The sequence below is a fragment of the Amycolatopsis anabasis genome, assembly GCF_009765355.1.
GTDB classification, from domain to species: domain Bacteria; phylum Actinomycetota; class Actinomycetes; order Mycobacteriales; family Pseudonocardiaceae; genus Amycolatopsis; species Amycolatopsis anabasis.
In genome coordinates, this window is record NZ_VTHK01000003.1 from 1 (window position 1) to 18,862 (window position 18,862).

Below are 18,862 nucleotides of genomic sequence, written 5' to 3' on the forward strand. Positions count from 1 at the left end.
CACCGGAAACCCCTGGCTACCACCAAACCCAGCACCCACCTGAACAGTTACCCGGCCGGTTAGAACCGGCCTGGCCACTCACGACCCCCGGACGGTGTCCAGGACGATCGGGCGGGTGGCCTCCGGGGCGGAGTCGGTGACCAGCACCCCGCCGTCGAGCGCGGCCAGGGCCCCGGGCACCGCGTCCGGGGTGTCGGTGTGCAGTTCGAGCAGCGGCTGCCCGGCGGCGACCCGCTCCCCCGGTTTGGCCAGGCACCGGATCCCGGCCGCGTACTGCACCGGATCCGAGCGCCGCGCGCGACCGGCCCCGAGCCGCCACGCCGCCACGCCCACCGCGTAGGCGTCCAGAGTGGACAGAACCCCGCCCCGTTCCGCCTCCACCACGTGCACGTGCTCCGGTGCCGGCAACGCGGCCTCCGGGTCGCCGCCCTGCGCGCGGATCATCCGGCACCACGTCTCGTACGCCCGGCCGGACGCCAGGACCTCCGCCGGATCCACCTCGGACAGCCCGGCGAGGGCCAGCATTTCCCGCGCCAGCGCCAGGGTCAGCTCGACCACGTCCGCCGGGCCACCACCGCGCAGCACCTCGACCGCCTCGGCGACCTCGACCGCGTTGCCCACCGCGGCGCCCAGCGGCACGCTCATCTCGGTCAGCAGCGCCGTGGTCGCCACGCCGTGCGCGGTCCCGATCTCGACCAGCGTGCGCGCCAGCTCGCGCGCGAGTTCCGGCGTCTTCATGAACGCCCCGGAACCCGCCTTCACGTCCAGCACCAGCCCCGAGGAACCCTCGGCGATCTTCTTGCTCATGATCGAGCTGGCGATCAGCGGGATGGACTCGACGGTGGCCGTCACGTCCCGCAGCGCGTACAGCTTGCGGTCGGCGGGCGCCAGCCCCTCGGTGGCCGCGCAGACGACCGCGCCCACCTCGTCGAGCTGCCGCACGATCTCGTCGGTGGACAGCTCGGCGCGCCAGCCGGGAATGGACTCCAGCTTGTCCAGCGTCCCCCCGGTGTGCCCGAGCCCGCGGCCGGACAGCTGCGGCACGGCCGCCCCGCACGCGGCGACCAGCGGCGCCAGCGGCAGCGTGATCTTGTCGCCGACCCCGCCGGTGGAGTGCTTGTCCACGGTGGGCCGGGAAACCGCCAGCGCCAGCCGCTCCCCGGAGTCGATCATCGCGCCGGTCCAGCGCGCGATCTCGGCGGCGTCCATCCCGCGCAGGAAGATCGCCATGGCCAGCGCGGACATCTGCTCCTCGGCGACCACGCCCCGGGTGTAGGCGTCGACGACCCAGGCGATCTGCTCGTCATCCAGCCGCCGCCCGTCCCGTTTGGCGCGGATGACGTCGACGGCGGCGAAGGGCTCCATGCTCATCGCCGTAGCCTATGTGCATGGAGACGGCCGGATTCCCGATCCCCGAAGCCGAGCGGCACTGGGTCGAAGCCGCCGAACGGCTCGCCCCGGAGTTCGCCGCCCGCGCCGCCGAACACGACGAGCGGGCGACCCTGCCGATCGAGAACCTGCGGGCGCTGCACGCGGCCGGGCTCGATCTGGCGGTCCTGCCGGCGGCGCACGGCGGCGCCGACCTGTCCTACCTGGCGCTCGGCGAGATCCTCGGCGTCGTCGCCAAGGCCTGCCCGTCCACCGCGTGCGTCTGGATGATGCACCTGGGCGCGGCGGCAACCCTGGTGCGGTACGGAAATCCGGCCGCGGCGGCGTTCTACGCGGCGGAACTGGCCGCGGGCCGCCGGTTCGCCAACGCGCTGTCCGAACCCTCCGGCGGCAACCTCTTCCTGTTCCCGCTGCAGGAGGCCGTCCCGGCCGGCGGCGGCCACCGGCTGGACGGGGCCAAGCGGTTCGTGTCCGGCTGCGAGATCGCCGATCACTTCCTGGTCAACGCCCAGGTCGGCGGCGAACCGGCGTTCTTCGGCGTGCCCCGCGACGACAGCGTGCGGCTGGTGCCGATCTGGGACGCGATGGGCATGCGGGCGACCCGCAGCCAGCTCGTCGAACTCGACGGCGCCCTGCTGCGCGCGGAGAACCGCTGCACCGGGATCGGCCGGACCGATCCGAACATCATCGCGCTCGGCCTGCCCTGGTTGTCCGTCGGCGTGGCCGAGGCCGCCCTGGACGCCACCGTGGCGCACGCCCGTTCCCGCACGATTCCGACCACCGGCCAGGCGATCGCCGAACTGCAGTGGGTGGAGTTCGGGGTCGCGCAGGCGCACGTCCGGGCGCTGTCGGCGCGCCTGCTCGCGCAGCGCGCGATGTGGCTCGCCGACCGGCGGGACGCGGGCGCGCTGAACGCCGCGGTGGAAGCCAAACTGCACGCCAACGAGGTCGCGAAGCAGGTCGCCGAACTCGCGCTGAAGGTCGGCGGCGGCTCCGGCTACCTGCGCACCTCGCCGCTGCAGCGGCATTTCCGCGACGCGCAGGCCGGTGCGCTGATGGCGTTCTCCGCCGAGGTGTGCCAGGGCGCGATCGGCAACCGCCTGCTGTCCGGGCCCTAGGCCGGCAGGTCCGCCGGGCCGAACGCGTCCGGGAGGACGTCGTGCATCGGCAGCACCCCGCGCGGCGTGTCCACCAGGCACGACGGCCCGCCGAGTTCGAACAGGATCTGGCGGCAGCGCCCGCACGGCATCAGCAGTTCGCCGGTGCCGCCGCGGCAGGCGACCGCGGTCAGGCGACCGCCGCCGGTCAGCCGGAGCTGTCCCGCCATGGTGCATTCGGCGCACAGCCCGAGCCCGTAGGACGCGTTCTCCACGTTGCAGCCCACCACGATCCGCCCGTCGTCGACGAGCCCGGCCACCCCGACGTGCAGCCCGGAGTACGGCGCGTAGGCGCTGCGCGCGGCACGCACGGCCGCCGCGCGCAGTGCTTCCCAGTCGGGTTCCACTAGCCGCCCTCACCCCGCCGGTACCGGGCGCCGATCGCGCGCGGCGGCCGCAGCCGTTGCGACGCCACGGCGAGCACGATGATCGTGACGAAATGCGCGGTGTACGGGATCAGATCGCTGGGCAGATCGTCGTTGGCCCAGTAGAGGTAGTACAGGATCCCGGCGCCGACCACGGCCAGCGCGGCGGCGAACCACTGCCGCCGGATGAGCTGCACCACCACGATCACGCCGAGCAGCAGCACCGCGCCGTACAGCAGCGCGAGCACCGCCGTGCCGCCGCCGGAGAGCTGGAGACCGTCGGCGTACCCGAACAGCGCGGCGCCGCCGAGCAGCCCGCCGGGCCGCCAGTTGCCGAAGATCATCGCGGCGAGGCCGATGTACCCGCGGCCGTTCGTCTGGTTCTCCAGGTAGTCCGCGCCGCCGGGCAGCAGCACCAGCGCGGCCCCGCCCATCCCGGCGAACCCGCCGGAGACCAGCATCGCCACGTACTTGTGCAGGTACACGTGGACGCCCAGGGATTCGGCCGCGACCGGGTTCTCGCCGCACGACCGCAGCCGCAGGCCGAACCGGGTCCGCCAGAGCACCAGGTAGCTCACCGGGACCAGCAGCAGCGCGATCATCGCCAGCGGCGAGACCTCGGTGATCAGCCCGCGGATGATCCCGGCCGCGTCGGACAGGCCGACCCGTTGCTGCCGCTCCAGATCGCCGAGCCAGTCGGACAGGAAGGTCGCCGAGTAGGTGTCGAACTTCGGCACCGGCGGCGACTGCTTCGGGTTCCCGGACAGCGGCTGGAAGACCAGGCTCGCCAGGAACTTCGCGACGCCGAGCCCGAGCAGGTTGATCGCGACACCGGACACGATGTGGTTGACGTTGAAGGTCACCGTGGCGATCGCGTGCAGCAGGCCGCCGAGCGCGCCGCACACGATCGCGGCCGCCAGGCCCGCCCAGACACCGCCGTAGTAGGCACCCCAGGCCGCGCCCCAGGTCCCGAGGATCATCATGCCTTCGAGCCCGATGTTGATCACGCCGGACCGTTCGGCCCAGAGCCCGCCCAGGGCGGCCAGCAGGATCGGCAGCGCGAGCCGCAGCGCGGTCTGCGCGGTGTTGGTCGAGGTGAGCGTGTTGACGCCGGTCAGGTAGGACGCGGTGGACAGCACCGCGATCGCCACGACGGCCCAGATGACGCCCTTCGCCCAGCCGGGCAGCCGCCGCTTCGGCGGCGGGGTCACCGTGAGCGGCGAGGAGGACGGGTTGTCCATCACCACGTTGCTCACACCGCACCCCCTTCGCTCACGTCGGCCGGTTTGCCGCGCCGCCCGTTCAGCGCCAGCGCGCGGCCGACGCGGCGCTGTTCGGACGCCAGTTCGGCCCGCTTGACGATCTCGTAGGCCACCACGACCGAGAGCACGATCGTGCCCTGCATGATCGTGGCGATCTCCTTCGGCACCTGGATCTGTTCCAGCGACACCGCGGATTTGTCCAGGAACGCCCACAGCAGCGCGCCCAGCCCGATCCCGGCCGGGTGGTTGCGGCCGAGCAGGGCGACGGCGATCCCGGTGAAGCCGTACATCTGGGTCGAGGTGATGCCGTAGACGTGGTCGCGGCCGAGCAGTTCGGGCATGGCGACCATCCCGGCGACCGCGCCGGAGAGCAGCATCGCGATCAGCGTCATCCGCTTGGCGTTCACGCCACCGGCCGCCGCCGCGGTGGTCGACTCGCCGCTCGCCTTGAGCTCGAAGCCGAACCGGGTGCGGTTGAGCATGAACCAGTAGGCCAGCCCGATGAGCGCCGCGATGATCACGAAGCCGAACAGCTCGCCCGCGCCGAGCGGGATGCCCGGCACGGTGCCGGATTTGTCGATCGGCTCGGTGCTGACGTTGTTGCCGGTCTGCACGCCGAACTGGTCCGGGTTCACCAGGAACGCGATGATCCCGCCGACGATCGAGTTCAGCATGATCGTGGAGATGACCTCGCTGACCCCGCGCGTCACCTTGAGGACCGCGGGGACGGCCGCGTAGGCGGCGCCCGCGAGCGCGGCGATCAGGATGATCACCAGGGTGTGCAGGACCGGCGGCAGGTGCAGCGCGCCACCGGCGATCGCGGCGACGATCGCGGCGAAGCGGTACTGCCCCTCGACGCCGATGTTGAACAGGTTCATCTGGAAGCCGATGGCCACCGCGAGCCCGGCCAGGTAGTACACCGAAGCCAGGTTGACCGTGTCGACCGCGGTGGTGCTCTTGAACAGCTGGCCGATCATCGTGCCGAACGCCCGCAGCGGGTCCGAACCGGAGATCAGCAGCGCGATCGACGAGATCAGCACCGCGAAGATGATCGCCAGCAGTGGCGGCAGCAGCTTGGAGCGCCAGGAACTCATCGCTGACCCTCCTCAGTGGACTTGTCCGAAGTGGACGCACCGGTCATCGCCGAGCCGAGTTCCTGCGGGGTGACCGTGGCCGGATCGGCCTCGCTGACCAGGCGGCCGCGCAGCATGACCCGGATCGTGTCGGACAGCCCGATCAGCTCGTCCAGATCGGCGGAGATCAGCAGCACCGCGAGGCCCTCGTGCCGGGCCTGCCGGATCTGCTCCCAGATCAGCGCCTGCGCGCCGACGTCCACGCCGCGGGTCGGATGCGAGGCGATGAGCAGCACCGGATCGCCGGACAGCTCCCGCCCGACGATCAGCTTCTGCTGGTTGCCGCCGGACAGCGCGGCCGCCGGAACGTCGATGCCGGGCGTGCGGACGTCGTAGTCGGCGACGATCCGCTCGGTGTCCGCGCGGGCGCCGGCGATGTCGAGCAGTTGCCCGTTCGCGACCGGGCGCCGCGTCTGGTAGCCGAGGATCCGGTTGGCCCACAACGGTTGCGTGAGCAGCAGGCCGTGCCGGGTGCGGTCTTCGGGGATGTAACCGATCCCCGCCTCGCGCCGCGCGAGCGTTCCGGCCCTGGTCAGATCGCGCGCGTTCCCGTCGGCGCCGACCAGCTCGACCTTGCCGCCCCCGGCCCGGCGCATGCCCATGATGGTCTCGACCAGTTCGGTCTGCCCGTTGCCCTCGACCCCGGCGATGCCGAGCACCTCGCCCGCGTGCACGGTGAACGAGATGCGGTCGAGCACCGCGCGGCCGGAGCCCTCGGCGTCCAGCCGGAGTTCGGTCACCCGCAGCACGTCCCGGGTGGTCACCGTGGACTCGCGGGTCTGGGGGCTGGGCAGTTCGCTGCCGACCATCATCTCGGCCAGCTCGCGCGAGCTGATCTTCCTCGGGTCCGCGGCGCCGACCGTGGTGCCGCGGCGGATCACGGTCACCGTGTCCGCGATCGCGCGCACCTCGTCCAGCTTGTGCGAGATGAAGATGAAGGTGAACCCCTGCCCCCGCATGGCCCGCACGGTTTCGAAGAGCGCGTCGACCTCCTGCGGCACGAGCACCGCGGTCGGCTCGTCCAGGATCACGATCTTCGCGCCGCGGTAGAGCACCTTGATGATCTCCACGCGCTGCCGGTCGGCCACGCCGAGGTGCTCCATCAGCGTGTCCGGGCGCGCCCGCAGCCCGGTCTGCTCGGCCAGCTCCGCCAGGCGGGCTTTGGCCCCGCGGCCGATGCCGTGCAGGTTCTCCGCGCCGAGCAGCACGTTCTCCGCGACCGTGAGGTTGTCGGCGAGCATGAAGTGCTGGTGCACCATGCCGATCCCGGCCCGGATCGCCTCCTGCGGCCCGCGGAAGTGGACCCGCTTCCCGTTGACGACGATCTCGCCCTCATCGGGTTGCTGCATCCCGTACAGGATCTTCATCAACGTGGACTTGCCGGCGCCGTTCTCCCCGCAGATCGCGTGCACCTCGCCGGCGTACACGGTCAGGTTGACGTCGGAATTCGCCACCACACCGGGAAAACGCTTGGTGATCCCGGTCAGCTCGACGACCGGTTCAGGATTGCTCATTTCGCGAAGACCACCCCAAGAACTTCGGGGCTCGGGAAGGGATCGCCCTCCCGAGCCCCGAGTGCATCGGTTCTATTTCTGCGGCTTGTCCGACACCGTGATGGCGCCGTTGACGATCTGCTGCTTGTAGCCCTCGAGGACGTCCTTGATGTCGTCGACCTTGCCGCCGGAGGTGGAGTAGCCGACCCCGTCGACCTTCAGATCGAACCGCTTGGGCAGCTGGCTCAGATCGCCCTTCGCGACCGCCTTGATGTAGTCGTACACCGCCACGTCGACGCGCTTGATCATGGAGGTCATGATCACGTCCTTGGCGTTCTCGACGGTCTTCTGGTGGTACTGGTCGGAGTCGACGCCGATGGCCAGCGCCTTGCCCGAGGACTTCGCCGCCTCGAACACGCCCTTACCGGAGGCGCCGGCCGCGTGGTAGATGACGTCCGCGCCCTTGGCGATCTCGGCGTTGGCCTTGACGTTGCCCTTGCCCGGGTCGTTGAAACCGGAGATGTCCCCGGCCGGGGTGAGGTACTCGTCCTCGATCTGGACCTTGTTCGACGCCGCCTTCGCGCCCTGCAGGAAGCCCGCCTCGAACTTCTGGATCAGCGGGGTGTTCACGCCGCCGACGAAGCCGATGTGGCAGGTCTTGCTCTTGTAGACCGCGGCGACCCCGGCGAGGAAGGAGCCCTGCTCCTCGGCGAAGACCAGCGGGGTGACGTTCGGCGCCTTCACCGAGTCGTCGTCGATGATCGCGAACTTGGTGTTCGGGAACTTCGGCGCGACCGCCTCGACCGATTTGGCGTAGGCGAAGCCGACCGCGATGATCGGGTTGAAGCCCTCGGTGGCCAGCTGGTTCAGCCGCTGCTGCTTGGCGTCCTCGGATTCGCTCGCGGTCGCGGTGCTCTCCTGGACCGCCTGCACGCCCATGTCCTGCTTGGCCTTGTCCGCGCCCGCGGCCGCCGCGTCGTTGAACGACGCGTCCCCGCGGCCGCCGACGTCGTAGGCGAAGCCGACGCGCAGCTTGCTGGCGTCCACCTTCTCGCCCGCCTGGCTCTGGCTGCTCGAGGCCGTCGCCGCCGCGGGCTTGGGCGCGGTCGCGCAGGTCTGGTTCCCCGAAGCGTTGTTGTTGCTGCTCCCGCTGTTGCCGGAGTCCTTGGCGCAGCCGGCCAGCGCGAGCGCACCGGCCATCGCCACCGCCGCCAGCGCGGTTCCACGCGTGCGATGCAACGTGTCTCTCCCTCCCCGCTGCTTGAGCGGACGACCCGAGAGTCGGCCCGGCCCCAGTGCCGGACTCGACTGGCGAACCGTACCCGTCCGCCATCGAACCGCCATACCGAAGGCACCGCACGTAACCTAAATGTTTGCCCAGAGTGCTTACCCGCGATCGCTTGCCTACGCTAGGTAACTATGTGCGAAATCTCGCTGACAAAGTGTGCTCAATTCGCGCCGGAACAGGTCACTTTGTCCGCTCCACCGGCCGGGCAGAAACGGACGGTGAAGCCACCGTTCCGGGCGGTCGGAACGGTGAGCCCGGTCGTGGAATTCACCCGTTGAGTGGTGAGCGCGAGCTTTCCGTCCGCCCCGTCGCCGTAGACCTCGGCGAGCCAGTCCCCGGCGGGCAGGAAACCCAGCGGCGCGGTGACGCGTCCCGGATCGCCCGCGGTGATCGCGCCCAGGTACCACTCGGTCCCGGACCGGCGCGCGAGCACGGCGAGCTTGCCGGGCTCCCCGGCGACCAGTTCCGTCTCGTCCCAGGCGGTCGGGACCGCGCGCAGCAGGCGTTCGGCGAGCGGGTACTTCGCGTAACTCGCCGGGCTGTCCGCGAAATGCTGCACACCCGATTCGTAGACCACCGACAACGCCAGCTCGGCGGCGTCGCTGTTCGGCCGCACCCCGCTGAAGGTGACCGGGGTGAAGTCCATCGAACCGGTGAGGTTCCGGGTGAACGGCAGGGTCAGGTAGTGCTCGATCGGGAACGGCGTCCGGCCCGGTTTCGGTTTGGTGCCCTCCGCGCCCTTCACCGCCTCCACGCTCATCACCTGCGGCCAGGTGCGCTCGATGCCGCGCGGGATCGGCGCGCCGTGGAAGTTGAGCATCAGGTGGTACTTCGCCGCGGCCGCCAGCACCGCGTCGTACCAGCGCATCCGGTCCTGCCCGTCGGATTCCACGAAGTCGATCTTCAGGCCGACCGCGCCCCAGTCGCGGTACTGGGCGAACAGCCGCTCCCGCTCGCTGTCGGTGTCGATGGTCTGCCAGCGCACCCAGAGCCAGGTGCCGACCCCGCGCTCGCGGGAGTACCGGACCAGCTCCGGTATCCAGTCGGCGTTCCAGCCGGAGTCGACCAGGTTGTACGCCCAGCCCTGCTTGCTCGCGTAGTCCACGTATTTCTTCTGCAGCGCGAGGTCGCCGGTGCCCTCGGCCCACCACGACCAGGCGGCGGCGCCGGGTTTGATCCACGAGGTGTCCGCGAACTTCGACGGGCTCGCCAGATCGGTCACCAGGTCGCTTTCGGTGACCGTCGCCAGGTCGCCGACGACGAGCGTGCGCCACGGGGTGGCCAGCGGCCCCCGGGCGACCTCGGCCGGATCGGGCAGGGTGAGCTTGAACCGGCTCTTGCCGTCGAGCGTCAGCCGCGAACCGCCGTACCGTCCGTCCACATCGGATTCCATAATGGACAGCCAGGAGTCGCCGACGCGGAACAGCGCGGGGTAGCCGTACTCGGCCGGGGCCTGCTCCCCCACCGGCTTGTGCACGTGCACGCTCTCGTAGTCGCCGCGGCCGTTGTCGTAGGGCAGCAGGTACGAGTCGGCGGCCCGGGGCACCGCGAACTCGGACGCCTCGCCGACCACGGTCACCCAGTTCGGCGTGGGGAAGACGTACCGGTACCCCACCCCGTCGGCGGCGACCCGGAACACCACGTCCATCGGGCGGCCGCCGGGCCCGCGCAGGTGCAGGGTCGTCTCGGCGGCGTCGAGCACGTGGTGCAGCCGCTTGCCGACCTTGGTGGTGTATTCGTCATGCACCGGTCGCTGCGAGATCCCGGCGAACCTGAGCCCGGCGGTGAAGTCCCCGTGCCCGGTCTCCACCCCGAGCGCGGACGGCTCGAGCACGGTCGTCCCGCCCCGCCGCACGGAAAGGGTGAGCCTGCCGCCGTCGAGTTCCACCCGCGCCACCGGTGCGCCACCCGCTCGCGCCGCCGCGCCGGGCGCGGTGAGCGTCCACCTCGCCGCCGGATTCGCCTGCCCGGCGGCCGCCCCGGTCCCACCCAGCACGGCCGCCACGAGCACCACCGCGGCGCCCGCCCTCGCACTTCTCCGCATGGATCATCCCTTCGGGCTCGGGGTCCTTCATGAGGGGTCCCCTCCGGACAAAATTTGTCAGGAGGGGACCCCTCATGACAGTTCGTGGTCCGGTCTCAGACGAGCTGGTGGGCCTGGTATCCGCGGATGAGCTGGTAGCAGTCCCGCAGCCCGGAACTCTCCACGCTGCGGTAGATCCCCCACTTCGGGCGGAGGTAGTTCTTGTCCCGCCACAGGTCCACGGCCGTGGTCCGGCCGTCCACAATGGTCGTTCCGCCGTCCCGCAGCACCCAGCGCAGGTAGCCGCCGCTGTTGGACGCCTTGAACTCCCATGCCACGTCGATCCACTTGTTCTGCAGCGGCACCCAGTCGGCGAGCACGTGTTCGATAGTGGCGTCGTCGTCGCGCAGGGTCAGCACGGTCAGCTTCGGCTTGTCCTTCTGCCGCGGCGTCAACGTCCACAGTGGACCACCGACGTCCTGGACCTTCATCTGCATGATGTGCGTGAACCTGGTGGTCGCGGTGAGCGCACTGGCCCAGAACGCCTGGTAGCCGATCCGCCAGGTCTGGTCCTTGCCGATCTTGAGCGGGGTGCCGTCGCCGCGCATGCCCTTGGCCTCGTTGCGCTGCCGATCGGTCGAGGTGTCCCGATCCCGCGTGTGCATGTCGAAGCGCCAGTGGTCGCCCTCGACGTAGATGTGCTTGACGCCGGGATGCGAACGCGCGCGGTCGTCTTCCAGCCCTTCGAAGGCGTTCAGCCCGTCGGTCGCCGGATTCGGATTCCACTTGAGCACCCAGGACGCCGCGGTCGCCGGTGCTGGTGTGCCCACGGCCAGCGCACCGGCCGCGCCCGCCCCGAGCGCCAGGGCCCGCCGCCGGGTGAGGCTGCTGCGGTCGTCCATCACTGCTCTCCTTTCTCCAGGGCGGCGACGAACAGGCGGGGACGGATTCCGTGGACGAAGGCACGCAGGTCGGGCCGCCCCGGTCGGCGCAGGTGGTGCCCGCAATTCCGCGTACCAAGCTCGCGGTGGCCACGGGCAGACGAGGTCCCGCCCGGCCAGAAAGCCCGCCCAGTCCGCGTCGGTCGCCATCCGGTTCGCGAGCCGGACGCCCTCCTGACCTGCGGGCTCGACCGGTTCAGTGGCGTGTGCCACTGCGCGCAGCGCGCGGCGCATCGCACCGGCGGACAACTCCGTCGGGGGAAACCACCGGTCTCGTGCATCTGCCACTCCCAGGGCCGCGCCGCTATAGATCGGATGTCTACGCCGCACACAAGATATGATGTACCTCACAACTCGTCAACGACAATCAACACTCAACAGCCAAATGGCCGACAGCCGACGAATTCCTTGCCGAGCCGTTCGCCAACTGCGCGCCGCGCGCCCCGCCCAGAGATCCGATGAACTGGCCTTGCGGGCGAGTAGGGTGAACACCCGGCGTCCGGCACCTCCCCGGACGAAGTCACCCGGAAGCATGGGCGCATGTCTCGTCCATCACAGAGACCACACCGAGGTTGAGCCGTGCGTGGCGGTCAGGTCTAGCATCCTTTTCATCCACGCTCGATGACCTTGATCTCGGCAGAGTCGCCGCCAGATGTCCCAAGTGGACGCTCAGCGATCGGCACCGGAATTACTGGTCACCCGGGCACAGTCCAGCCATGACGTTGGAGGCCGTTCACCGATGTCCACCACGGCTAGCACCGCCGAGGAGGCGGGCGCGAGCAATCGGGCGGGTGCCTCACGCCGGGCCGGGACGTTCTACCGGGGCGACCCCGGTATGTGGTCCTGGGTCCTGCACCGGATCACCGGCGTGCTCACGTTCTTCTTCCTGTTCGTGCACGTGCTCGACACCGCGCTCGTGCGGGTCTCACCGGAGACCTACAACGAGGTCATCGAGACCTACAAGACGCCGATCGTGAACCTCATGGAGGTCGGCCTGGTCGGCGCGGTGCTCTACCACGCGCTCAACGGCATCCGGGTCATGCTGGTCGACTTCTGGTCCAAGGGCCCCAAGTACCAGCGGCCGATGCTGTGGACGATCGTCGGCATCTGGCTCGTGGTGATGATTCCCGGTGCTATCGCGATGCTCTGGCGCACCGCGTCCGAAATGTTTGGCGGGTGACCTGCAGAGATGACCACCGAAACACTCACGCTGGACAAACCGCGCTCGCCCCGCCGCCCCGCCGCGCGCCGCAGCAACTTCGAGCTCTACAGCTGGCTGTTCATGCGGATCTCGGGCCTGGCGCTCATCGTGCTGGTGCTCGGCCACCTGCTCATCATGAACGTCCTCGACGGCGGCGTGCACCGCATCAACTGGGGCTTCGTCGCCGGCCGCTGGGCCTCGCCGTTCTGGCAGTTCTGGGACCTGGCGATGCTGTGGCTCGCGCAGTTGCACGGCGGCAACGGGCTGCGCACGATCATCGACGACTACGCCCGCAAGGACACCACGCGGTTCTGGCTGAAGATCGTGCTCTACGTGTCGATGGCGCTGATCCTCGCCGTCGGCACCATGGTGATCTTCACCTTCGACCCGAACATGCCGGCTGACTGAACCACCACCACACGCGGAGTTTTCCCATGCAGTTCCACAAGTACGACGTGGTGATCGTCGGAGCCGGGGGCGCCGGAATGCGCGCGGCCATCGAGGCCGGCCAGCGCACCCGGACCGCGGTGCTCACCAAGCTCTACCCGACCCGTTCGCACACCGGCGCCGCCCAGGGCGGCATGTGCGCCGCGCTCGCCAATGTCGAAGAGGACAACTGGGAGTGGCACACCTTCGACACCGTCAAGGGTGGCGACTACCTGACCGACCAGGACGCGGCCGAGATCATGGCGAAGGAAGCCATCGACGCGGTGCTCGACCTGGAGAAGATGGGGCTGCCGTTCAACCGCACCCCGGAAGGCAAGATCGACCAGCGGCGGTTCGGCGGGCACACCCGGGACCACGGCAAGGCCGCGGTGCGCCGGGCCTGCTACGCGGCCGACCGCACCGGGCACATGATCCTGCAGACGCTCTACCAGAACTGCGTCAAGCACGGCATCGAGTTCTTCAACGAGTTCTACGTCCTCGACATCGCGCTGACCGACACCCCGGACGGCCCGGTGGCCTCCGGCGCGATCGCATACGAACTGGCCACCGGTGAGATCCACGTCTTCCAGGCCAAGTCGATCGTGTTCGCGACCGGCGGCTTCGGCAAGGTGTTCAAGACGACGTCGAACGCGCACACGCTGACCGGCGACGGCATGGGCATCTACTACCGCAAGGGCCTGCCGCTGGAGGACATCGAGTTCTACCAGTTCCACCCGACCGGCCTGGCCGGGCTCGGCATCCTGCTCACCGAAGGCGCCCGCGGCGAAGGCGCGATCCTGCGCAACGCCGACGGCGAACGGTTCATGGAACGCTACGCGCCCACCATCAAGGACCTCGCGCCCCGCGACATCGTCGCCCGCTCGATGGTGCTCGAGGTGCTGGAAGGCCGCGGCGCCGGGCCGCACAAGGATTACGTCTACCTCGACTGCACCCACCTCGGCGCGGAGGTCCTGGAGACCAAGCTGCCGGACATCACCGAATTCGCGCGCACCTACCTCGGCGTGGACCCGGTGCACGAACCGGTGCCGGTGTACCCCACCGCGCACTACGCGATGGGCGGCATCCCGACCAACGTCCACGGCGAAGCCTTGCGGGACAACGAGAACGTGATCCCCGGCCTGTACGCCGCCGGTGAGGTCGCCTGCGTCTCGGTGCACGGCGCGAACCGGCTCGGCACCAACTCGCTGCTGGACATCAACGTGTTCGGCCGCCGCGCCGGCATCGCGGCCGCCGAATACGCGGGCGGGCACGAGTTCGTCGAACTGCCCGACAACCCGGCGAAACTGGTCGAGGGCATGGTCGACCACCTGCGCACCGCCCACGGCGGCGAGCGGGTCGCCGACATCCGCACCGAACTGCAGCAGACGATGGACACCAACGCCGCCGTCTACCGCACCGAGGACACCCTCAAGCAGGCGCTGACCGACGTGCAGGCGCTGAAGGAGCGTTACGGCCGGATTTCGGTGCAGGACAAGGGACTGCGGTACAACACCGACCTGCTGGAGGCGATCGAGCTGGGCTTCCTGCTCGACCTCGCCGAGGCCCTGGTGACCGCCGCCCTGGCCCGCAAGGAATCCCGCGGCGGCCACGCCCGGGAGGACTACCCGAACCGCGACGACACCAACTTCATGCGGCACTCGATGTCGTACAAGCAACTGCCGGAGAAGGAGGACCCGGACGCGCCGCTCGGCCTGACCGGTTTCCTCGCCGACATCCGGTTGGACTACAAGCCGGTGACCTTCACCCGGTACGAGCCGATGGAGCGCAAGTACTGATGTCTCTGGAAACGCGCGATCGACGAACGCGTCTACGGGCCGCTCCTTCACGACGCACGCTCAGCCTCCGCCGATCGGCGACCCGCAGCCACGTTCGCGAGGCCTTCGGCCAGGGCGCGTCTTCCACTCACCTCACGCCGCACACGGACTTCTCGATTGGGTTCACCAAATGACTGCCGCGACCACCACCCAAGGCCACGACACTTCGGAGATCCCGGCGCCGGAGGGATCCGTCACCATCACGGTGAAGATCCAGCGCTTCAACCCGGAGATCGACTCGGAGCCGCACTGGGAGTCCTACGACGTCCCGGCGCTGCCCACCGACCGGGTCCTGAACCTGCTGATGAACATCAAGAACTACGTGGACGGCACCCTGTCGTTCCGGCGATCCTGCGCCCACGGGATCTGCGGTTCGGATGCCATGCAGATCAACGGGATCAACCGGCTCGCCTGCAAGGTCCTGGTGAAGGACCTGCTGGCCAAGGACGGCAAGCAGTCCACGGTGACCATCGCGCCGATCAAGGGCCTGACCACGATGAAGGATCTCTATGTCGACATGGAGCCCTTCTTCGAGGCGTTCCGCGCGGTCAAGCCGTACCTGATCGCGTACGGCAACGAGCCCACCCGCGAACGGATCCAGTCGGTCGCCGACCGGGAGCGCTTCGACGACACCACCAAGTGCATCCTGTGCGCCTGCTGCACTTCGTCCTGCCCGGTGTACTGGAACGACGGCTCCTACTTCGGCCCGGCGGCGATCGTCAACGCGCACCGGTTCATCTTCGACTCGCGCGACGAGGGTTCCGAGGAACGGCTGGACATCCTCAACGACGCCGAGGGCGTGTGGCGCTGCCGCACCACGTTCAACTGCACCGACGCCTGCCCGCGTGGCATCCAGGTCACCAAGGCGATCCAGGAAGTGAAGCGCGCCCTGCTGTTCAAGCGCGTCTGACGAACCAACGCCACCCGGAACCCCGGGGCGCGTGCTCCCGCTGCGGAGCACGCGCCCCGGGGTTCCGTCGTTTTCAAACCTGCTGCCGTGTGCTGGTGGGCGGGTGCCGTTGCGGAAGGAAGACCCGGAGTCGCCTGTCCGGAGTGAACCTGGCCCCGGGCGTATCGGACATCCTGCGCACGTATTGGCCGTCGCGGTGCGGCGTGCGGGGCCGCTGCCGCGTGCTGGGGGTCGTGAGTGTTAAGGCCGGTTAGAACCGGTCCGAACACTCACGACTCAGAATTCGAATCGGGGTGTGGATTCGCTCAGCAGGGCGGTTTTCGGGGTTGTCGACCAGGCCGCGCCGAGTTCGTCCGCGAGGGTGGCGGTGAGTTTCCCGACGTCCTCGGGCGCCGTCTCGTGCATCCCTTCCGCGACGATCAGGACGGTGGCCGTGGTGTCCCGGACCGCGGAGAGGCCGCTCTGCCGGTTCGTCCACCGCCGGGCGTGCGCCTGCCCGGCTTGGTCCGCGAAGATCACCTCGTTCTTGTCGGGATTCTCGGTCGCGCCGGAGAACGTCACGTAGGTTTCGCCTCCCTCCGCGTACCGGACCTCGAGGTACTCCGCGACCTCGGAAACGTCGATCGCGGCCACCGGGATCGCGAAGGCGAGCGAAATCGCGTTGCAGAGGTCGACCAGGGGATGGATCCGGGGCAGGGCCCGTTCCTTCCGGAACCGCCGGAGGAGCGATTCCGAAGCGCACCGGTATTGGGTGGGCTTGAGACCCATTCTCGAAAACGTCCCCCGCCAGGCCCGGATCTCCGGCAACTCGCTTTCCGTGGTGCTCGCGAGCCGGGATTCCGCGATGGTGTTGAACCTGGCGACCTGGGGCTCGACGGAAACGTCCCGGTGGATTCCCTCCGCGTAGAGCACGGCGGGAACAAGCTCCGGGAAGTCCCGCCAGATCTCCGCCGAATGCCGAAAGTGCATCAACTACCTCGCTATCAGAACCGTACTGTCCGATTCGTTCTCGTCTCGCGGGTCCGGTTCGACCCGCCGCCGTCCGGGCCGGTCGACGAATCCCACGGCCAGCCCGAGCCCGATGATCACCATGCCGATCCACGCACCCAGGCCCGGCATCGGCCTGCCCAAGGCGGCGCCGAGGAGCGCCGCCGCCGGGGCGGCGATGCCACTCATCAACCCCGCCACCCCCGCGCCGATCCGCTCGACGCTGGTGAACCAGAGCACGAAGGCCACCGCCGTGGCCACCACACCCAGATACGCCACCGCCGCCAGGTGTTCGGCCGTGGCCAACTCGCCCAGCCGCCCGCCCTCGGTGACCAACGCCAGCAGTCCGAACGCGACGGTCGCGACCACCGCCGTCGCCAGCGAGTAGCTCCACGCACCCATCCTCGGCAACGCGGGCGTGCCCAGGAGCGTGAATCCCGCCTCGCCGACCAGCATCGACACCGCGAGCAGAATCCCGACCACGTCCGAACGCCCGCCCCCGTTGACTATGACCGCGCCCGCACTGACCACCACCGCGGCGAGGACGACCCGGCGGCGCGGGGGCTGCCGTTTCAGCACCGGGCCGACGATGGCGAGCAGGATGGGCACGCAGGCGACGGCCGCACCGAGCACCGCCGGATCCGCGTGCGCCGTCCCGGCCAGCAGGGCCACGTTGAACAGCACGAGTCCGGACAGGGCCCCGAGGAGCACCCAGAGCCACTCCGCGCCGCGCGGGACCACGAGCCGCTGACCGCACAGCTTGGCGAATCCGCAAAGCACCGCCGCCGCGAGGGCATAACGTCCCGCTTGCCCCGCGAAGAGCGGGACGTCCCGCAGGAGCGAGTTCACGGCGACGCTGCTGCCGACCAGGAACATCGCCAGCGCCCCGGGTACCGCGCCACGGACCACCCCGGCGCCGACCTTGTTCGCAGTCTTCACCAGCCCCAACCTGCCCCAGGCTTGGCGCTGTTGACAGGGCCAAGATCAAGGTGATTGATTGGGCCAAGTGAACGGCACCGACTTCCTCCAGCTCGACGCGACCACGGTGCCCCGCGGGCATCGCGCCTCGTGGCTGACCGACGCCATCAGGAAGGCGATCGCCGACGGTCACCTCTCCTCGGGAATGCGATTGCCCGCGACCCGCGCGCTGAGCCAGGACCTGGGCATCGCCCGGGGCACCGTGACCGAGGCGTTCCAGCGGCTCACCGAGGAAGGCCTCATCGTGCCCAATCGCGGCGGCGGAACCGTCGTGGCCGCTTCGGTGGCCGTCGCCGAGCCACCGGCTCGGGAAGACGACGAGCACCCGCACGTGGTGGACCTGTCGACCGGCCTTCCCGACCTCACCGCGTTCCCCCGCACCGCGTGGCTGCGCGCGGAACGCGAGGTGCTGTCCCGTTCCACCGACAAGGAACTGGGCTACGCCGATTCCCAAGGAGCGCCGGAGCTGCGCTACCAGCTGGCGAAATGGCTGGGGCGCAGCCGCGGGGTGTCCGTCGATCCGAAGCAGATCGTGGTCACCTCCGGCGTGACCCAGGCGCTCAGCCTGCTCGCACAGGTGCTGCGCGACCGCAGCAGCGACCGCGGCACGCCGACCCTCGCCGTCGAGGATCCGGGCGCGGAAGGCAATCGCCGCCTGCTCGGGTACTGGATCGATCGCGTTGTCCCGGTTCCCGTCGACGAGCACGGCCTTGTCGTGTCCGAACTCGCGAGGATCGACCCCACGGCGGTGATGACAACCCCCGCTCACCAGTTCCCGACCGGGGTCGCACTCTCGCCCGAGCGACGCCGGGAACTCGTCGCCTGGGCCGCGAACGGGGGCCTGATCATCGAGGACGACTACGACGCCGAGTACCGGTACGACCGCGCACCCATCCGCGCCCTGCACGGTCTCGCGCCGCATTCGATCGCCTACACCGCCAGCCTTTCCAAGACCCTCGCGCCGGCGCTCCGGCTCGGCTGGCTGGTCGCGCCGCCCGATCTGCACGACGCCGTCGTGACCAAGAAGTGGGCCACCGATCTGGGGTCGCCCGTCCTGCCCCAGCTCGCACTGGCCCACCTGATCCGCACCGGGACGCTGGAGAAACACCTGCGCACCATGCGAACCCGGCACCGGCAACGCCGGGACGCGGCCGCGCGGGCGGTCGCGCGGTACCTGCCGGACTGCACGGTCGAGGGCATCGCGGCGGGGCTCCACATCCTGATCGGCCTGCCGGAGCGATTCGACGACGAGGACATCGCGCGGCGGGCCGCCGAGCGCGGCATCAAGATCCACCCGCTGTCGTTGCACCGCGCGACTCCGGGAAGCCCGGGGCTGGTGATCGGCTACGGCGCCCACCCTCCGGAACGCATCGACCACGCGATCCGGCTGCTGGGGCAGATCATTACCGGGTCCCGTCAGGACCGTTAATCGCGAACGAAAAAGCCTTCAGTTTTCAAGCATCGAGAAGCATTC

At 69.6% G+C, this 18,862-nt stretch carries 16 protein-coding genes; 6 read left to right on the top strand and 10 right to left on the bottom strand.

Going from position 1 to position 18,862, the window contains the following annotated elements:
- Positions 1–78 precede the first annotated feature (78 nt).
- Complete coding sequence (locus tag FXO23_RS04065; protein ID WP_425484836.1) at positions 79–1,371, bottom strand: thymidine phosphorylase; 1,293 nt, start codon at positions 1,369–1,371, stop codon at positions 79–81.
- A 17-nt stretch (positions 1,372–1,388) separates the two neighbouring features.
- Between FXO23_RS04065 and FXO23_RS04070 the strand changes: the two genes are divergently transcribed.
- Positions 1,389–2,507 carry an acyl-CoA dehydrogenase family protein gene (locus FXO23_RS04070; RefSeq protein WP_179956677.1) on the top strand — a complete coding sequence of 373 codons (1,119 nt, stop codon included), beginning with the start codon at positions 1,389–1,391 and terminating at the stop codon, positions 2,505–2,507.
- Here FXO23_RS04070 and FXO23_RS04075 read toward each other — a convergent pair.
- The 7 genes from FXO23_RS04075 to FXO23_RS04105 form a co-directional block, all read right to left on the bottom strand.
- Positions 2,504–2,893, bottom strand: coding sequence for a cytidine deaminase (locus FXO23_RS04075; RefSeq protein ID WP_158880927.1), 390 nt, complete (start codon positions 2,891–2,893; stop codon positions 2,504–2,506). The two genes, FXO23_RS04070 and FXO23_RS04075, sit on opposite strands and share 4 nt — an antisense overlap.
- Positions 2,893–4,152 (bottom strand): ABC transporter permease, encoded by a 1,260-nt coding sequence (locus FXO23_RS04080; protein WP_158881565.1) that lies wholly within the window; start codon positions 4,150–4,152, stop codon positions 2,893–2,895. The genes FXO23_RS04075 and FXO23_RS04080 overlap by 1 nt, the downstream gene beginning before the upstream one ends.
- An 11-nt stretch (positions 4,153–4,163) precedes the next feature.
- Positions 4,164–5,267 (bottom strand): ABC transporter permease, encoded by a 1,104-nt coding sequence (locus FXO23_RS04085; protein ID WP_158880929.1) that lies wholly within the window; start codon positions 5,265–5,267, stop codon positions 4,164–4,166.
- Entirely contained in the window at positions 5,264–6,820 is a 1,557-nt protein-coding gene (locus tag FXO23_RS04090) for an ABC transporter ATP-binding protein (RefSeq protein ID WP_158880931.1), read from the bottom strand. The genes FXO23_RS04085 and FXO23_RS04090 overlap by 4 nt, the downstream gene beginning before the upstream one ends.
- Before the next feature lie 72 nt (positions 6,821–6,892).
- Entirely contained in the window at positions 6,893–7,999 is a 1,107-nt protein-coding gene (locus tag FXO23_RS04095) for a BMP family lipoprotein (RefSeq protein WP_158881567.1), read from the bottom strand.
- Positions 8,000–8,247: 248 nt separating this feature from the next.
- The gene (locus FXO23_RS04100) at positions 8,248–10,131 is read right to left on the bottom strand and encodes a glycoside hydrolase family 97 protein (RefSeq protein ID WP_158880933.1); all 1,884 of its coding nucleotides are present in this window, start codon (positions 10,129–10,131) and stop codon (positions 8,248–8,250) included.
- A gap of 95 nt (positions 10,132–10,226) precedes the next feature.
- Complete coding sequence (locus FXO23_RS04105; protein ID WP_158880935.1) at positions 10,227–11,012, bottom strand: hypothetical protein; 786 nt, start codon at positions 11,010–11,012, stop codon at positions 10,227–10,229.
- Between the two features lie 778 nt (positions 11,013–11,790).
- Here FXO23_RS04105 and sdhC point away from each other — a divergent pair.
- The 4 genes from sdhC to FXO23_RS04125 all read left to right on the top strand — a co-directional run bounded on the left by sdhC (position 11,791) and on the right by FXO23_RS04125 (position 15,423).
- Positions 11,791–12,231, top strand: coding sequence for a succinate dehydrogenase, cytochrome b556 subunit (gene sdhC, locus FXO23_RS04110; RefSeq protein WP_158880937.1), 441 nt, complete (start codon positions 11,791–11,793; stop codon positions 12,229–12,231).
- Between the two features lie 9 nt (positions 12,232–12,240).
- Complete coding sequence (locus FXO23_RS04115; protein WP_158880939.1) at positions 12,241–12,660, top strand: succinate dehydrogenase hydrophobic membrane anchor subunit; 420 nt, start codon at positions 12,241–12,243, stop codon at positions 12,658–12,660.
- Positions 12,661–12,686: 26 nt separating this feature from the next.
- Positions 12,687–14,474, top strand: a complete 1,788-nt coding sequence (sdhA, locus tag FXO23_RS04120) for a succinate dehydrogenase flavoprotein subunit (RefSeq protein ID WP_158880941.1) — start codon at positions 12,687–12,689, stop codon at positions 14,472–14,474.
- A gap of 169 nt (positions 14,475–14,643) precedes the next feature.
- Positions 14,644–15,423, top strand: a complete 780-nt coding sequence (locus FXO23_RS04125) for a succinate dehydrogenase iron-sulfur subunit (RefSeq protein WP_158880943.1) — start codon at positions 14,644–14,646, stop codon at positions 15,421–15,423.
- A gap of 276 nt (positions 15,424–15,699) precedes the next feature.
- Here FXO23_RS04125 and FXO23_RS04130 read toward each other — a convergent pair whose 3' ends face one another.
- Both FXO23_RS04130 and FXO23_RS04135 read right to left on the bottom strand, forming a co-directional pair.
- The gene (locus FXO23_RS04130) at positions 15,700–16,392 is read right to left on the bottom strand and encodes a B3/B4 domain-containing protein (RefSeq protein WP_158880945.1); all 693 of its coding nucleotides are present in this window, start codon (positions 16,390–16,392) and stop codon (positions 15,700–15,702) included.
- Between the two features lie 3 nt (positions 16,393–16,395).
- Positions 16,396–17,349 (bottom strand): DMT family transporter, encoded by a 954-nt coding sequence (locus FXO23_RS04135; protein ID WP_218951894.1) that lies wholly within the window; start codon positions 17,347–17,349, stop codon positions 16,396–16,398.
- A 67-nt stretch (positions 17,350–17,416) separates the two neighbouring features.
- On the opposite strand from FXO23_RS04135, the gene pdxR reads away from it, so the two are divergent.
- Positions 17,417–18,817, top strand: a complete 1,401-nt coding sequence (pdxR, locus tag FXO23_RS04140) for a MocR-like pyridoxine biosynthesis transcription factor PdxR (protein ID WP_158881572.1) — start codon at positions 17,417–17,419, stop codon at positions 18,815–18,817.
- Positions 18,818–18,862: the final 45 nt, after the last annotated feature.

Bases quoted from the DNA above. Each gene is read 5' to 3' on its own strand.
- FXO23_RS04085 (WP_158880929.1), bottom strand. From the start codon at position 5,267: ATGAGTTCCTGGCGCTCCAAGCTGCTGCCGCCACTGCTGGCGATCATC.
- FXO23_RS04125 (WP_158880943.1), top strand. From the start codon at position 14,644: ATGACTGCCGCGACCACCACCCAAGGCCACGACACTTCGGAGATCCCG.
- FXO23_RS04095 (WP_158881567.1), bottom strand. From the start codon at position 7,999: ATGGCCGGTGCGCTCGCGCTGGCCGGCTGCGCCAAGGACTCCGGCAAC.
- FXO23_RS04065 (WP_425484836.1), bottom strand. From the start codon at position 1,371: ATGAGCATGGAGCCCTTCGCCGCCGTCGACGTCATCCGCGCCAAACGG.
- FXO23_RS04130 (WP_158880945.1), bottom strand. From the start codon at position 16,392: ATGCACTTTCGGCATTCGGCGGAGATCTGGCGGGACTTCCCGGAGCTT.
- FXO23_RS04080 (WP_158881565.1), bottom strand. From the start codon at position 4,152: ATGGACAACCCGTCCTCCTCGCCGCTCACGGTGACCCCGCCGCCGAAG.
- FXO23_RS04115 (WP_158880939.1), top strand. From the start codon at position 12,241: ATGACCACCGAAACACTCACGCTGGACAAACCGCGCTCGCCCCGCCGC.
- sdhC (WP_158880937.1), top strand. From the start codon at position 11,791: ATGTCCACCACGGCTAGCACCGCCGAGGAGGCGGGCGCGAGCAATCGG.
- FXO23_RS04090 (WP_158880931.1), bottom strand. From the start codon at position 6,820: ATGAGCAATCCTGAACCGGTCGTCGAGCTGACCGGGATCACCAAGCGT.
- FXO23_RS04100 (WP_158880933.1), bottom strand. From the start codon at position 10,131: ATGCGGAGAAGTGCGAGGGCGGGCGCCGCGGTGGTGCTCGTGGCGGCC.
- sdhA (WP_158880941.1), top strand. From the start codon at position 12,687: ATGCAGTTCCACAAGTACGACGTGGTGATCGTCGGAGCCGGGGGCGCC.
- FXO23_RS04105 (WP_158880935.1), bottom strand. From the start codon at position 11,012: ATGGACGACCGCAGCAGCCTCACCCGGCGGCGGGCCCTGGCGCTCGGG.
- FXO23_RS04070 (WP_179956677.1), top strand. From the start codon at position 1,389: ATGGAGACGGCCGGATTCCCGATCCCCGAAGCCGAGCGGCACTGGGTC.